A 15,494-nucleotide genomic window follows, 5' to 3' on the forward strand; every position below is an offset into this window, starting at 1 on the left:
GGATTAGATTGAGAATTGCTGTAATTGGAGCAATGGAAGAAGAAGTACGTATTTTACGTGATAAATTAGAACAAGCAGAAACAGAAACGGTTGCGGGTTGTGAATTTACGAAAGGACAATTAGCAGGACATGAAGTAATCTTGTTAAAGTCTGGTATTGGTAAAGTAAATGCAGCGATGTCAACGACAATTTTATTAGAAAGATATAAGCCTGAAAAAGTCATTAATACTGGTTCAGCTGGTGGATTCCATCATTCTCTAAATGTTGGGGATGTCGTTATTTCAACAGAAGTTCGTCACCATGATGTAGATGTAACAGCATTTAACTATGAGTATGGGCAAGTACCAGGAATGCCGCCTGGATTTAAAGCTGATGAAGCATTAGTTGCATTAGCTGAAAAATGTATGCAGGCAGAAGAAAATATTCAAGTTGTAAAAGGTATGATTGCAACAGGTGATTCATTTATGAGTGATCCGAACCGAGTTGCAGCAATTCGTGATAAATTTGAAAACCTTTATGCAGTAGAAATGGAAGCAGCAGCTGTTGCACAAGTATGCCACCAATATGAAGTTCCGTTTGTTATCATTCGTGCACTTTCTGATATTGCTGGTAAAGAATCAAATGTTTCATTTGATCAATTTTTAGATCAAGCAGCTCTTCATTCTACAAACTTTATCGTAAAAGTACTAGAAGAGTTAAAGTAATGTAACAAAAAGGCAACTGTCTCATATAAAGAAAATACATACAGTTGCCTTTTCTTTATTGGCAAATAAGGGGGAGAACACGATGAATGTATATCGTGGAGTTCATGAGTTAATTGGTCATACACCAATTGTGGAAATTACTCGTTTTTCACTTCCAGAAGGGGTCCGTTTATTTGCAAAGCTGGAATTTTATAACCCAGGCGGAAGCGTTAAGGACCGATTAGGAAGAGAATTAATCGAAGATGCGCTAGAAAAAGGGCTTGTTACAGAGGGCGGAACAATTATTGAACCGACAGCTGGAAATACTGGTATTGGACTGGCACTCGCAGCGTTACAACATGATTTACACGTTATCGTTTGTGTACCAGAGAAATTTAGCATTGAAAAACAAGAATTAATGAAAGCACTAGGCGCAACGGTTGTGCATACGCCGACTGAGCAAGGAATGACCGGTGCAATTGCAAAAGCAAAAGAGTTAGTAAATGAAATACCGAATTCATACTCTCCAAGTCAGTTCGCAAATGAGGCGAATCCTCGTGCATATTTTAAAACATTAGGACCTGAACTGTGGGACGCATTGAATGGAGAGATTAACATATTTGTTGCTGGAGCAGGAACTGGCGGTACGTTTATGGGGACTGCATCTTACTTGAAAGAAAAAAATATAGATATTAAAACAGTTATCGTAGAGCCAGAAGGATCTATTTTAAATGGTGGTAAGGCTGGTTCACATGAGACCGAAGGAATTGGACTGGAATTTATCCCGCCATTTTTGAAGACATCTTATTTTGATGAAATTCATACGATTTCTGATCGAAATGCATTTTTACGAGTGAAAGAATTAGCGCAAAAAGAAGGACTTCTTGTTGGGAGCTCTTCAGGAGCAGCATTTCATGCAAGTTTACTTGAAGCAGAGAAAGCGGCGCCAGGTACAAATATTGTAACGATTTTTCCTGATAGTAGTGAGCGCTATTTAAGTAAAGACATATACAAAGGATGGGAATAAAAAATGAGAGCAAAGACAAAGTTAATTCATGGTATTCGCATAGGAGAACCTTCAACTGGATCTGTAAATGTACCGATTTATCAAACGAGTACGTACAAACAAGAAGCAGTTGGTAAGCATCAAGGATATGAATATTCACGTACAGGCAACCCAACACGTGCAGCTTTAGAAGAAATGATTGCGGTATTAGAAAACGGCCATGCTGGTTTCGCATTTGGTTCAGGAATGGCGGCTATTACAGCTACGATTATGTTGTTCTCAAAAGGTGACCACGTTATTTTAACAGATGATGTGTATGGCGGAACGTACCGCGTGATTACGAAAGTATTAAACCGTTTCGGTATTGAGCATACATTTGTAGATACAACAAACTTAGAGGAAGTTGAAGAAGCGATTCGTCCAAATACGAAAGCGATTTATGTAGAAACACCAACGAATCCGTTACTAAAAATTACTGATATTAAAAAAATATCTACTCTTGCTAAAGAGAAAGATTTATTAACAATTATTGATAACACATTCATGACGCCATATTGGCAGTCGCCGATTTCTTTAGGAGCAGACATTGTACTTCATAGTGCAACGAAATATTTAGGAGGTCATAGTGACGTAGTTGCAGGTCTAGTAGTTGTAAATAGCCCGCAATTAGCAGAAGACCTTCACTTTGTACAAAACTCAACAGGCGGCATTCTTGGCCCGCAAGATAGTTTCTTACTACTTCGTGGTTTAAAAACATTAGGAATTCGAATGGAAGAGCATGAAACGAATTCACGTGCAATTGCTGAGTTTTTAAATAACCACCCAAAAGTAAATAAAGTATATTACCCAGGCCTTGAGTCACATCAAAACCATGAACTGGCAACAGAACAAGCAAATGGATTTGGTGCTATTATCTCATTTGATGTAGATAGCGAAGAAACATTAAATAAAGTGCTTGAGAAATTACAATACTTTACGCTGGCTGAAAGTTTAGGAGCAGTAGAAAGTTTAATTTCTATCCCCTCTCAAATGACGCATGCATCAATCCCAGCAGATCGTCGCAAAGAATTAGGAATTACAGATACATTAATTCGAATTTCTGTCGGTATTGAAGACGGAGAAGATTTAATTGAAGATTTAGCACAAGCGTTAGCGTAGTAAAGATGCACTGCTAGTATAGGCAGTGCATTTTTACTACATTATTTTGTGAAATATTTCACAAAATAGACATACACAAATAAAATGATTTCATGTATATTGAATTCATGAAGTGTTACTCACGAACAAACTTGTGAAATATTTCACAAACAATGAAGTTCATGTAGGAAAGCAATTCTATTTTTTTACGCTAATCGGGACTAATTATGACCTATAGGGCCTTATTTAGTCCAAGATAGCAGAATAGGAGGAATTTACATGGTAGTCAAAGAGAAAATTGTAAATGAAATGCAGGAAGTAAAAGAGATGATTGATACGTTAGTGAATAACGGTCGAAAGGCTTTACAAGCATTAGAAAGTTTTACACAAGAGCAAATTGACAACATTGTTCATGAAATGGCATTAGCAGGTGTTGATCAACATATGCCACTTGCGAAGTTGGCTGTTGAAGAAACAGGTCGTGGTGTATACGAAGATAAATGTATTAAAAATATTTTTGCTACTGAATATATTTGGCATAGCATAAAGAAAGATAAAACAGTAGGGATTATTCACGAAGATCCTCATGAAGAAATAATAGAAATTGCGGAGCCCGTCGGTGTAGTAGCTGGGGTAACACCAGTAACGAATCCAACATCGACAACAATGTTTAAAGCATTAATCGCGATAAAAACGAGAAATCCAATTATTTTCGCATTTCATCCTTCCGCACAAAACTGTTCTATTGCAGCTGCGAAAACAGTATACGATGCAGCGGTGAAGGCGGGGGCACCAAAATATTGTATTCAGTGGATTGAAAAGCCTTCTGTCGAAGCAACGAAACAATTAATGAACCATGAAGGTGTTGCGCTTGTTTTGGCAACTGGAGGGGCTGGTATGGTGAAATCAGCTTATTCTACTGGAAAACCAGCGCTAGGTGTAGGTCCTGGTAATGTACCATGTTATATAGAGAAATCAGCGCATATAAAACGAGCGGTTAATGATTTGATTTTATCTAAAACATTTGATAATGGTATGATTTGTGCATCAGAACAAGCAATTATTGTAGACAAGGAAATTTATGATGATGTGAAAACAGAAATGATTGCAAATGATTGTTATTTTGTAACCGAGGAAGAGAGAAGTAAATTAGAAAAGCTTGTTATTAATGAAAATACATGTGCAGTAAATAGTGATATTGTAGGGAAATCCGCACAGTATATTGCCAAATTAGTTGGAATTACTGTACCTAAAAATACAAAAATGCTTGTAGCTGAAATACAAGGCATCGGAGCCGCATATCCACTATCTCGTGAGAAGTTAAGTCCAGTATTAGCTTGTGTAAAAGCAAATTCATTAGAAGAAGGATTTACATATTGTGAAGAAATGTTAAACCTCGGTGGTTTAGGACATTCAGCAGTTATCCATTCTGTAAATAAAGAAGTGCAAAAGCAATTTGGATTACGTATGAAAGCTTGCCGCCTTATTGTAAATGCCCCTTCATCACAAGGTGGAATCGGTGACATATATAATGGATTTATTCCATCACTTACGCTTGGCTGCGGTTCCTACGGGAAAAACTCGATTTCTCAAAACGTAACAGCGACGCATTTATTAAATATAAAAAGGTTGGCAAATAGAAAAAAGAATATGCAATGGTTCAAATTACCACCAAAAATTTATTTTGAAAAACATGCGACAGCATATTTAGCAAATATGCCTAACATTTCACGTGCATTTATTGTAACGGATCCAGGAATGGTTGAGCACGGATATGTAGATACGGTCACGCATTATTTACGTAAACATGTAAATGATGTGAAAGTTGAAGTTTTCTTTGAGGTTGAGCCGGATCCATCAGATGAAACTGTGTTTAAAGGTGCAGAAATGATGAGAAGTTTTCAGCCAGATGTAATTATCGCACTTGGTGGTGGTTCAGCGATGGATGCCGCGAAAGGGATGTGGCTTTTCTATGAGCATCCAGAAACAACATTCTATGGAATTAAACAGAAGTTTTTAGATATAAGAAAACGAACATGTAAATATCCGGAATTAGGAAGTAAGGCGCAGTTTGTTGCCATTCCAACAACATCTGGAACAGGATCAGAAGTGACACCATTTGCGGTTATTACAGATAAGAAAAATAATATAAAGTATCCACTCGCGGATTATGAATTAACGCCAGATGTAGCAATTGTTGATCCACAATTTGTAATGACAGTACCACCACATGTAACAGCAGACACCGGCATGGACGTATTAACGCATGCAATCGAGGCGTATGTGTCTGTTTTAGCGAATGACTATACAGATGGATTAGCATTAAAGGCCATTGATCTCGTATTTAAATATTTACCAAGAGCATTTAAAGATGGAAATGATGAAGAAGCACGAGAAAAAATGCACAATGCTTCTGCAATCGCAGGAATGGCATTTGCAAATGCTTTTCTAGGTATTAATCACAGCTTAGCACATAAAATTGGACCAGAATTTCATATTCCACATGGGCGTGCGAATGCAATTCTTATGCCGCACGTAGTTCGCTATAATGCTATTAAGCCAAGAAAACACGCATTGTTCCCAAAATATGAGCACTTTGTAGCCGATGAACGCTATGCACATATTGCGAGAATGCTCGGGCTTCCAGCAAGTTCGACTGCAGAAGGTGTGGAATCACTTGTCAAAGCAATTATTGAGCTCGGAAAAAGTTTAAATATAAATATGAGTATTGCAGGACAAGGAGTTGCTAAAGACCAATTTGAAGAGGTTGTTGGATTATTAGCAGAAAGAGCTTTTGAAGATCAATGTACAACAGCTAATCCAAAATTACCTCTCATTTCAGAGCTGAAAGAAATTTATATGAAAGCATATAAAGGTGAGTAATGGTTATGAAAGAGTCGCAATAAAGCGGCTCTTTTTCTTTTGGAAAACATCTCCCAGAATGGCTGTATTTACTTGTCTTTCAGTTTAATAGAATATGATACAGTGAAATGGAGGAGTGAGAATATAATGAAGGAATTACAAGAAAAGATAGAAGATTATACTCGGTTCGGACAAATTCTTCTCGCTGTCAGTACATTGTTAATGGTTGGCTTATTGATTCCGACTGGAGCAAAAGAAACGATACAATTTTTTGTTATGATGGGGAGCATCGTTATATTTTTAAGTTTATCTTTCTTTTTCTTTCAGCGTGTGAAAGTGATGCGAGACAAGTTAGAGGGAAACGAATGCGAATAATATTGATAAATAGTGCGTTACAAAAAGAAGGAATCTTTTTTGTAACGCTTTTTGTTTTTTTTCTAGAAAATGTATGCGTTTTATATTGACAATGATAATCCTTATCAATTAAAGTAGAATAGTAGTTAATGATTATCGTTATCAATTAGAGGTGGAGAATGAAAAAATCTATTACGCTATTTACAGCGATTTTATCTGTTTTTTTCTTATTAATAGGTTGCAGTGCAAAAGGAGACGAAAAAGCAGCGGCAACAAAAACAGAAAAAGGAAAAGAGAAAATAGAAGTTACCGACCTGTCAGGAAGAAAGGTAACATTCGATAAAGTGCCAGAGAGTTTTGCAACATTAAGTATGGGAGACATGAATATTATTCATGCTTTAGGCGGAAAAATAGTGGGTCGTCCGGATGCAAAAATAACTCTTCCAGAGGATATAAAGAAAGTACAAGTAATCGGGAATGCACATCAGCCGAATTTTGAGCAAATTGCTAGCTTAAAGCCCGATGTACTTATTGCTAATAATGGGTTCCAAAAGAATGTTCCAACGGTTGAAGGGCAAGGAACGAAAGTAATGATTTCTTCTGCGAATTCTGTACAAGATATTCAAAAGAATATTGAACTATACGGAACGATAATGAAGAAAGAAGATAAAGCGAAAGAACTTAACCAAAAAATTACGAATCAAATGAAGACATATGAGAAAAAGAGTGATGTGAAAGCATTGCTAGTGTATGGAGCACCTGGTACTTATTTAGCAGCATTACCAACCTCTTTATCAGGTGATATTTTAGAAAAAACAGGTGGGAAAAATATTGCAGCTGATTTTCCAGAAATGAAGGAATATCCGCAATATGCACAGCTAAGTGTAGAACGCATTATTGAAGCGAATCCGGATGTAATTTATTTAATTACACATGGAGATCCAAATAGCGTTAAAAAAGCATTTGAAGGCGAAATGATGAAAAATGAAGCGTGGAAAAATTTAGATGCAGTAAAACAAAATCGCGTAGTTATTTTGCCACCAGACTTATTTGGATCAAATCCTGGAACAAAAGTTACAGAAGCGATGGACTTTATGTATAAAAGTATACAAGATGTAAGGAAATGATAAGTATGGAAAGTAGTGAAGTAGTAAGGGAAAAGGAACATCCTTTTGCGAAAAAAAGATGGATCATAGCAGTTACTTTAGTTGTATTAACGGTTTTATGTCTTTTTTACGGTCTTTTCGCAGGAAGCCTATCCTTTTCTTTACGAGATATTGTAACAGGGATACAAGATGAAGGTTCGACAGTTCATCGAATTGTATGGGACCTTCGTATACCGAGAGTGCTCGTTGGATTTATAGTAGGAACATGTTTAGCTGCATCTGGTGCACTGCTGCAAGGGGTGATGAGAAATCCTCTTGCAGACCCTGGTATTATCGGGGTGTCATCTGGAGCAGGCCTTGTCGCAATTGTAATTATGATTTTATTCCCTCAGCATATGGCGTTTTTACCACTCGGTGCGTTTTTAGGAGCTTTCATAACGGCGATGATCATTTATGCTTTATCATGGCAAAAAGGGGCACCACCTTCAAGAATTGTCTTAGTAGGTGTGTCAATTAATGCATTAATAGGTGCAGCGACGTCAGCATTAATGTTATTACATAGTGACAAAGTACAATCCGTGTTACCGTGGTTAGCGGGTGGTATTGGCGGTGTAAGTTGGGCACATTTAAACATGATTATTTATTATGCAATATTCGCTATTATATTGGCCTTCTTCGGTATCAAACATATTCGAGTATTAATGCTTGGAGATGAAATGGCGAAATTATTAGGTCATAACGTGGAGAGAAGCCGTTTTTATTTAATAGTAGTAAGCACATTATTAGCTGGAATAGCAGTTAGTGTTTCTGGTCTTATTGGATTTGTCGGCCTTGTTGTACCACATATGTTACGTTTATTAGTTGGAAATGACTATAAATATTTACTGCCATTATCATGCCTTGGTGGAGGGATATTACTTGTTTTCGCGGATGCGATAGCTCGAAGTTGGTTTGATCCAATTGAATTGCCTGTCGGTATTTTATTATCCTTCTTAGGCGGTCCGTTCTTCTTATATTTAATTCATAGAGGGGGGAAACAGCGTGATTTCCGTTAATAAAGTGTTTTACGCACATTCTGAAAGATTTCAAATGCAAAATATGAATGTACATATTAAAGCTGGAGAGGTCGTTAGTTTAATTGGACCGAATGGATCTGGGAAATCTACTTTGCTTCGTTTAATAGCAAGACTACTTAAACAAAGCGAAGGGGATATCGTTTTAGATGGAAAAAGTATTCATACGATGAAAAGTGCCGATGTAGCGAAGCAATTAGCGATGTTACCACAAATGCATGATCATCAATTAGATTTAACAGTGAAAGAATTAATTGAATTTGGAAGAGGCCCTCATAAATCATGGAGAGATCGCTTAAATAAAGAAGATGAAGAAATTGTTGATTGGGCATTGTCTGTTACAAATCTTGAAGGGTATGAATATCGTCTTTTACAATCTTTATCAGGAGGGGAAAGACAACGTGCTTGGATTGCAATGACGCTAGCACAACGTACGAACGTCTTATTATTAGATGAGCCAACAACTTTTTTAGATATCGTTCATCAGTTGGAAGTAATGGAACTTGTGAAACGATTAAACGAGGAATTTGGCATGACAATTATAATGGTTTTACATGATATTAACCAAGCGGCTCAATATAGTGATCGTTTACTCGTATTAAAGCGAGGGAAGCTTCAGTATGACGGTATACCAGAAGAAGTGTTATGTCATGAAATGTTTCAACATGTATTTGGCATAGATGTAGATATTTTTCAAGGAAGCGACAAGCCATTTTTTACACCGAAGCGAATTTCTAAAAAAGGAGGAGCAAGATGCGAACAGAAGAACGTATTACCACTGAGTTAGTAAGGGAATTTGTTATGGCAGCTCACGGAGATTTAGAAAAAGTACAAGAACTGTTGGCTGAATCGCCAAGTTTACTTCATGCCTCTTACAATTGGGGCGGATCAGATTGGGAAAGTGCGTTAGGAGCAGCGGCACATGTAGGACGTAAAGATATTGCTCTTTATTTATTAGAAAAGGGTGCTCGAATGGATATTTTCGCGGCCGCTATGCTTGGAGAATTAGAAGTTGTACAAGCTATTTTAGTAGCACAACCAGAAGCATTACGTGCATCTGGTCCTCATGGTATTTCTCTTCTTCAACATGCACGAATGGGTGGAGAAAAAGCACAGCGTGTATTTGACTACTTAATGGTGCTTTCTTAATGATCGCTAAAGTTCTTATGTGCGGTAAACTTTTCACTTTCATATAATTGGAAAGTTTACCGCCCGTTAGAACGGGATAAGTATCTAGTATATTTGAAAAGCCTACACCCCCCTCAATTGTAGTTTTCTTTATGCTAGTTATGATATGGATGCAGTAGACAATATTTGTCTACTGCCTTTTTTTAATTGTTTAGAGATTGAATATTCTGTATTTTACCTTTAGTTCCTTTATAATAGATAGTAACATTAAGTATATATCCAAAACATGATCGTGTAGGTAAGTACAAATTCGTGGGAAGGAGTGCAGAAATGTTTCATACAGATCGTTTACAAATTCGTAAATATACAATGGATGATTTACAGTTCTACGCTTCATTATGGGGAAATGAGAAGGTAATGCGCTATATTGGAAATGGGACGTTAAAAACATATATGCAGTGTAAAAAAAGTTTGGAAGAGTGGGTGATTCCTAGCTATAAAAACGGTCTCGGTTTATTTGTATTGATTGAAAAGGAAACGGGAATACGAATTGGTCATGCAGGATTAGTAAAGCAGCAAATAGATGGAAAAGAGGAAATTGAAATTGGTTATTGGTTATTACCTCGGTATTGGGGAAAAGGGTATGCGAAAGAAGCAGCGGCAGCATTTCGAGATTATGGCTTCCAAGCGTTACGAATGAATAAATTAATTTCTCTTATTAATCCGGATCACCCCGCCTCAATCTTTGTTGCTAGAAAAACGGGGCTTAGTTATGAGAAAACAACTTCATTTCATGGGATGGATGTTCTCGTTTATTCCATTAGGCGCATTGGATGAAAAAAGGTTAATTGCATCTTTTGAAGAATGGTATATAAAAATAAAGGGGGGATTACATGTACATTTATCATAATGGACTTATTATTCGTGAGGGAACGAATGGTGTACCTGCATATGCAATTAAAACTTTATTCGAAGATGCCGGTTGGAGCAATGATAATATCCCTTCTTGGCAAATTGAAAAATTCACGATAGCATTTGAAAATTCAACATGGGCATTCACAATTTGGGATGAAGAAGAGATGATTGCGATGGTTAGAGTCATTTCTGATGGAATCATGGTCGCCAACATAGTAAATTTAGTTGTGAAATGTGAATATAGAGGGAAGGGATTAGGTAAGAAACTTGTTGCTCTTTGTTTGCAAAAATTGCCACATGGTGACTGGTTTGCGCATACTTCTGCGAGTAATTTTGATTTTTATAGAAGTTGTGGTTTTGAGGTGAGAGAATTATCGAGAAATGGAACATGTGCGTACTATGGATACCAAGCTGCAAAAAGAGATGGGCATCGGTAAAGGAGCGAAAAGTAAGGAAATAGTACAGCTATAAGTATTTTTCGTTCTTTTTATAATAGAAAATGAATTGAGACTCATTTTATGATAAAATGAAAGAAAATTCTGTTTATTATTAGGGGGATAAAAATGAGTATAAAAGTTGGGGATGTATTTAAATATGAAAGAAGATTTACTGAGGAAGAGGTTTTTGAATTTGCAAATATTACAGGGGATAAAGGCAGGCATCATATGGAATATGATGAAAATGGACGTTTAATGGTTCATGGTTTATTGACTGCTAGTATTGGAACGAAAGTAGGCGAAGAATTACATTACATAGCAAGAGAATTAGTAAGTGAGTTTATTAGACCAGTTTTTACAGGAGATACGATCACTTGTGAATTAACTTTAACAAATATTGAACAAATGGAAGGATACAAAAAGGTTTCAATCGAGTCAGTTTATCGCAATCAACACGAAAAGACTGTACTAGTTGGGACAAGCTATGGAGTTATAAGAGGATAAAAAGAAGCCTGATTTACAGGCTTCTTTTTTGTTTAATAAACACGTTTTCGATTTTCTGCATGACTAGAGATGAGTAATAATGCAGTTTCTTCTCCTATATTACGAACGATATGAGGAACACATGCATTCCAGGAGAAAGAATCTCCTTCTTCTACAATTGCAACATCTTCTCCATGTTGAACTTCTAGTGTGCCGCGTAATACAAGGTGACATTCTTCTCCTTCATGGGCATTTGGTGTGTTTTCTTTCGGAAACCCAGCAGGAATTTCTACGAGATTTAGGCGAAGGCCACCTTGCTCTGCAACATGCTCAATTCTTTGTTCATCTTTTCCGTATACACTATATTTACGTTCTACCTTTTTGACAACTTTCAATCGATCTTTTTGTTCTAACAATAAATAGGGAAGAGGAACGTTTAAAAAATTGGAGATCGTTTCTAAAGTTGAGATAGATGGTGATGTTTTATTATTTTCAACCTGACTCATAAACCCTTTAGAAAGACCTGTTCCTTCACAAATTTGCGCGATTGTTATGCCTCTACGCTGACGAATTTCACGTATTGCAGAACCAATATTCATAAAATCAAGCTCCTTTTTATAAACAACTATTTGTATCATAGCAAAAAAAATATATATTTTCCCAGTGAAAATGAATTGACGAATAAAAAAAATTAGTGTATGTTTTGTAATGTAAATAAAAGTTTTGTATAAGAAAACTATAAAGGAGAGAAAGAAATGAATCAACATATTGGTAACTTAATTATTCGTATCGTGTTAGGGGTAACGTTCTTTATGCACGGTTTAACAAAATTCCAATCAGGGATTGACAATATTGCAGGGTGGTTCACAAGCATTGGTTTACCAGGAGGACTTGCATACGGTGTAGCAACAGTTGAATTAGTTGGCGGTCTATTATTAATTCTAGGTTTAGGTGTAAGATATATTGGATTATTATTTGCACTAGTTATGGTTGGAGCAATTGTAAAAGTAAAATGGTCAGCTGGTTTATTAGGAGATGGAAAAAATCCTGGCTTCGAATTAGAGCTTGCATTGTTAGCAATGGGTGCTTACTTATTTGTTGCGAAAGCGGATGGTTTTGTAGATAATTTCTTAAAAGAGAAAATGTCAAAGAAGAACTAATTTAAATGGGAGGCTAACAAGATGAGTTTTCAACTTCATCCCGATACAACACTTGATGTTGTTCATTTATATGTATCAAATATAAAGAAATCACTAGAGTTTTATACAGAAGTACTAAGTATGAAAGTACTAAAAGAAGATGAAATGGTCGTTACATTTGGGAATGAAAATAACGAACCACTCCTGATCATTGAAGAAAAGAAAGAAGCCTTACCGAAGCAAAGAGGGAGAACGGGTTTATATCATTACGCAATTTTATTACCGAGCAGACAGGATTTAGCGAATATCCTTCGTCATCTTGTAGAAATGGTATATCCACTGCACGGCGGAGCTGACCATTACTTTAGTGAGGCCCTTTATTTAGCTGATCCAGATGGAAACGGGATTGAAATTTATCATGATCGTCAAAAAGAAGTTTGGCGTGATGAGAATGGAGAGCTACCATTTGTTAGTAACCCGTTAGCTGGTGAAGAATTATTGCAGCAAGGAAGTACATGGAACGGATTTCCAGCTGGTACTGTGATGGGACATATTCATTTCCATGTAGCTGATTTGGAAGAAGCGAAACGTTTCTATGTGGATGGTCTTGGTTTTGAAGTAACGATCCCAGCTCGTAATGGGGCGCTCTTTGTATCGGCAGGTGGCTACCATCACCATATCGGTTTAAATACGTGGCAAGGTGAAGGAATACTACCGCAAATGCCAAATTCCGTTGGCTTGAAATATTTCACAATTGTATTAGCAAATGAAAAACAAAAAGAGCAAGTATGTGAAAGCTTAAAAAATATTGGCAAGATTGCTACGTACAAAGATGGAATATTACAAGTAGAGGATCCATTTGGACTTTGTATCCATTTCAAAATAAAAGGAGAAGCCTAATAAAGGCTTCTTCTTTTTACTTTCTTATAATGGCTTTTTCATTTTGGACAAATAGTTCATCAAATTGCTTCGCAAGCTCAAAATCGAGTTTCGTTAAACCTTTTGCATTCCAAGATGACAAAGTAATAATGACTGCTTTATACTGGATAAGGATAAATGGGTGGTGATTATGTTCTTCTGATAGTTTGGCGGCTTCAGAGACAAATTCGACTCCTTTTAAGTAGTCGGAAAACATATATTTTCTTTCAATCCATTTTTCATCTTTTACTACCCATTTATCTAACTTCAATAATTCCTCTTGAACTTCTTCTTCAGTTAATCGTAGCATCATTTTTCACATCCTTTACTGGAAGTAGCGTAAGACCATTGTTAATAAGACGTGTCACAGCTTCATCAGTTGTGAAAGTAGAAAGTTGTTGTAATAATGCTGCTGATGTTTCATGCCCTTTGTTATGCTCTAAAAGCAATTCTAATATTTCAAGGCGAAGTAACCATTCTTTCGGATACAATTTATTTAATACCTCTTGAATTGCTACTAATTGCTCGATATGCGCGTCGTGTAAAATACCTTCATTTCGAATGTCACGAACGGTTTGATACATACGTTCAAGTTCATTCAGTACAAGTGGAGCAGGTATTTTTTGAACTTCTTCATCCGTTGGGAAAAATGCTGCAGCATCTGCGGCACCTGGGAATACCGAAGTAATTGTTGAACCAACAGCCATATCAAATGCGCCCCATGAAGCATCAAATAAAACGCGGTCGTTATAAGTAACTGTGCAACTGATAAAGGAAATAAGCGCAATTTTTTTATCGTTTTTTACAATATCAGTCACTGTTCCTTTTACATGAATACCACTTGCAAAAGTAAACTCAGCAACATTTCCAATTGTAATTCCTAATGATTGTAATTGTTCATCTGTACAATTTTCTAGTGCAATATTTTCAGTGAGTAATCCAATTGGTGTTCCAAACCCGTCACTGTGTACAGACGTAGAATGATTCGCTAGCTGTTTATTGTGAATTGCTAATGCTGTTGGCGAACTCGTTCGCATGTAGATCAATTCACCTGCATCGTTTTCAATTGTCTCGGTAAATGTACCCGTAATTTGTAAGCCGCTATTTAATTCAGCAGTTGCATGATTTTCAGAGCGAATTGCTTTTTCTAATCCTTCTTTACCACCTGTTTTAAAGGCCATCGTTTCAGAGAATTTCTCAAGTGCTTCTGTTAATTCTTCAAATGATTCACAAACAAATAGTTGTGGTTGCATTTTTGTTACGTCATAAGTTGTACTTGTACATGCCTCTATAGAGAATGGAACCTTTTCTACAGCGTCTGTTAAGCAATGTTTGCTTTCGCCAACAGAAGAAAGGAGACCAGCACCATATATTTTTGGGGCATCTATATTTCCGATTAATCCATATTCTACTGTCCACCAGAAAAGACGTGAAATTTGTTCCGCTTCTGATAAGCCAGAAACTAACTTTTGTTTTTCAAGTACATTATTCTCAGCAGCTGTAACCTCATCAGGAGTAGAAGTAGGGCTTTCTTTTACAATTGTTAATGTACGAACAGCTTCGAATGCATCATGTTCTTCTTTTGTTGAGAAAGCTTTTGCACCAATTTGTCCAAATCGTTTCACATATTTTGCATATGTAGGATCAAGTAAAATAGGTGCGTGTCCTGCTGCTTCGTGTACAATATCTGGAGCTGGTGTATACTCGATATTCTCTACCTTGCGAATATCTGTTGCGATTGGTAATAATCCGTGTCCTTGAAAATCAAAGAAGGCTACGCCAGGAATAAGCCCGTCAATCGTTACAGCACCCCAGCCGCTTGGTGCTAAACACTCATTCATTTCTTCTACCTTTGGAATTGCATCTATATTAATACCAGATGATTGTAATCCGTTCACATAGGCTGGATGAGCAACGTCTTTTAAGAAACTATGATTTTGTCTCATAATGTAACGCCACACAGCGTGATTCACCGGTGTATATTGATCATAATGCTGTGTGGATACGAATGGTTTTAAATGCGATGGAATTTCTGTTTTCTTTGTCATTTAGACATCCTCCTTTTTTTAAATAAAATTAAGTATCTGTTTCGTATAGCTTGTATCACCCCCTTTCAAAATTGTAAGCGCTTATAAAATTTTATCATAAGATTCGGAATTATTTAACATTTGTTTCTGTGAGAAATAGAAAAAGCCCCTATCGGAAAATCCGATAGGGGCGAAAGAATCGCGGTACCACCCTATTTGTAAGTGA

At 36.6% G+C, this 15,494-nt stretch carries 17 protein-coding genes and 1 other annotated feature (1 of these 18 only partly in view); of the genes, 14 read left to right on the forward strand and 3 right to left on the reverse strand.

Annotation, left to right across the window (positions count from 1 at the left end):
* The first annotated feature begins 8 nt into the window (after positions 1-8).
* The 12 genes from mtnN (at position 9) to PDK19_RS01835 (ending at position 11,205) form a co-directional block, all read left to right on the forward strand.
* The gene (gene mtnN, locus PDK19_RS01780) at positions 9-704 is read left to right on the forward strand and encodes a 5'-methylthioadenosine/S-adenosylhomocysteine nucleosidase (RefSeq protein WP_001217039.1); all 696 of its coding nucleotides are present in this window, start codon (positions 9-11) and stop codon (positions 702-704) included.
* 82 nt (positions 705-786) lie between these two features.
* Positions 787-1,710 carry an O-acetylserine dependent cystathionine beta-synthase gene (locus PDK19_RS01785; protein WP_001103854.1) on the forward strand — a complete coding sequence of 308 codons (924 nt, stop codon included), beginning with the start codon at positions 787-789 and terminating at the stop codon, positions 1,708-1,710.
* 3 nt (positions 1,711-1,713) lie between these two features.
* Complete coding sequence (locus PDK19_RS01790; protein ID WP_001201908.1) at positions 1,714-2,847, forward strand: bifunctional cystathionine gamma-lyase/homocysteine desulfhydrase; 1,134 nt, start codon at positions 1,714-1,716, stop codon at positions 2,845-2,847.
* 258 nt (positions 2,848-3,105) lie between these two features.
* A complete protein-coding gene (adhE, locus tag PDK19_RS01795) occupies positions 3,106-5,709 on the forward strand; it encodes a bifunctional acetaldehyde-CoA/alcohol dehydrogenase (protein WP_000260443.1) in 2,604 nt (867 codons plus the stop codon).
* A 126-nt stretch (positions 5,710-5,835) separates the two neighbouring features.
* Positions 5,836-6,063: a YrhC family protein gene (locus PDK19_RS01800; protein WP_000661450.1), complete on the forward strand. Its 228-nt coding sequence runs from the start codon at positions 5,836-5,838 to the stop codon at positions 6,061-6,063.
* A 158-nt stretch (positions 6,064-6,221) separates the two neighbouring features.
* The gene (locus PDK19_RS01805) at positions 6,222-7,169 is read left to right on the forward strand and encodes a helical backbone metal receptor (RefSeq protein ID WP_000748489.1); all 948 of its coding nucleotides are present in this window, start codon (positions 6,222-6,224) and stop codon (positions 7,167-7,169) included.
* A gap of 5 nt (positions 7,170-7,174) precedes the next feature.
* On the forward strand, positions 7,175-8,203 hold the full coding sequence (locus PDK19_RS01810) for a FecCD family ABC transporter permease (protein ID WP_000445965.1): 1,029 nt from the start codon (positions 7,175-7,177) through the stop codon (positions 8,201-8,203).
* The gene (locus PDK19_RS01815) at positions 8,190-9,008 is read left to right on the forward strand and encodes an ABC transporter ATP-binding protein (protein ID WP_000626536.1); all 819 of its coding nucleotides are present in this window, start codon (positions 8,190-8,192) and stop codon (positions 9,006-9,008) included. Before PDK19_RS01810 ends, PDK19_RS01815 begins: the two co-directional genes overlap by 14 nt.
* Positions 8,975-9,370: an ankyrin repeat domain-containing protein gene (locus PDK19_RS01820; RefSeq protein WP_001258459.1), complete on the forward strand. Its 396-nt coding sequence runs from the start codon at positions 8,975-8,977 to the stop codon at positions 9,368-9,370. Before PDK19_RS01815 ends, PDK19_RS01820 begins: the two co-directional genes overlap by 34 nt.
* A 309-nt stretch (positions 9,371-9,679) precedes the next feature.
* Complete coding sequence (locus tag PDK19_RS01825) at positions 9,680-10,186, forward strand: GNAT family N-acetyltransferase (protein ID WP_000469130.1); 507 nt, start codon at positions 9,680-9,682, stop codon at positions 10,184-10,186.
* Positions 10,187-10,242: 56 nt separating this feature from the next.
* On the forward strand, positions 10,243-10,701 hold the full coding sequence (locus tag PDK19_RS01830; protein ID WP_000276115.1) for a GNAT family N-acetyltransferase: 459 nt from the start codon (positions 10,243-10,245) through the stop codon (positions 10,699-10,701).
* A 126-nt stretch (positions 10,702-10,827) separates the two neighbouring features.
* Positions 10,828-11,205 carry a MaoC/PaaZ C-terminal domain-containing protein gene (locus PDK19_RS01835; protein ID WP_000025009.1) on the forward strand — a complete coding sequence of 126 codons (378 nt, stop codon included), beginning with the start codon at positions 10,828-10,830 and terminating at the stop codon, positions 11,203-11,205.
* 32 nt (positions 11,206-11,237) lie between these two features.
* Here the strand turns inward: PDK19_RS01835 and PDK19_RS01840 are convergent, their stop codons facing one another.
* Entirely contained in the window at positions 11,238-11,783 is a 546-nt protein-coding gene (locus PDK19_RS01840; RefSeq protein ID WP_014893504.1) for a helix-turn-helix domain-containing protein, read from the reverse strand.
* Between the two features lie 156 nt (positions 11,784-11,939).
* Here PDK19_RS01840 and PDK19_RS01845 point away from each other — a divergent pair, with 156 nt between their 5' ends.
* Both PDK19_RS01845 and PDK19_RS01850 read left to right on the forward strand, forming a co-directional pair.
* Positions 11,940-12,344: a DoxX family protein gene (locus tag PDK19_RS01845; RefSeq protein ID WP_001071557.1), complete on the forward strand. Its 405-nt coding sequence runs from the start codon at positions 11,940-11,942 to the stop codon at positions 12,342-12,344.
* Positions 12,345-12,365: 21 nt separating this feature from the next.
* Positions 12,366-13,223, forward strand: a complete 858-nt coding sequence (locus PDK19_RS01850; protein ID WP_000009826.1) for a VOC family protein — start codon at positions 12,366-12,368, stop codon at positions 13,221-13,223.
* A gap of 16 nt (positions 13,224-13,239) precedes the next feature.
* Here the strand turns inward: PDK19_RS01850 and PDK19_RS01855 are convergent, their stop codons facing one another.
* The gene (locus tag PDK19_RS01855; RefSeq protein WP_000979541.1) at positions 13,240-13,554 is read right to left on the reverse strand and encodes a 4a-hydroxytetrahydrobiopterin dehydratase; all 315 of its coding nucleotides are present in this window, start codon (positions 13,552-13,554) and stop codon (positions 13,240-13,242) included.
* Positions 13,535-15,289, reverse strand: coding sequence for an aromatic amino acid hydroxylase (locus PDK19_RS01860; RefSeq protein WP_000163202.1), 1,755 nt, complete (start codon positions 15,287-15,289; stop codon positions 13,535-13,537). The genes PDK19_RS01855 and PDK19_RS01860 overlap by 20 nt, the downstream gene beginning before the upstream one ends.
* Positions 15,290-15,451: 162 nt before the next feature.
* Positions 15,452-15,494 (reverse strand) — a binding site (T-box leader) (it continues 185 nt past the right edge of the window).

The organism is Bacillus cereus group sp. BcHK124 (assembly GCF_027712065.1).
In the GTDB taxonomy this organism is placed as follows: domain Bacteria; phylum Bacillota; class Bacilli; order Bacillales; family Bacillaceae_G; genus Bacillus_A; species Bacillus_A pacificus.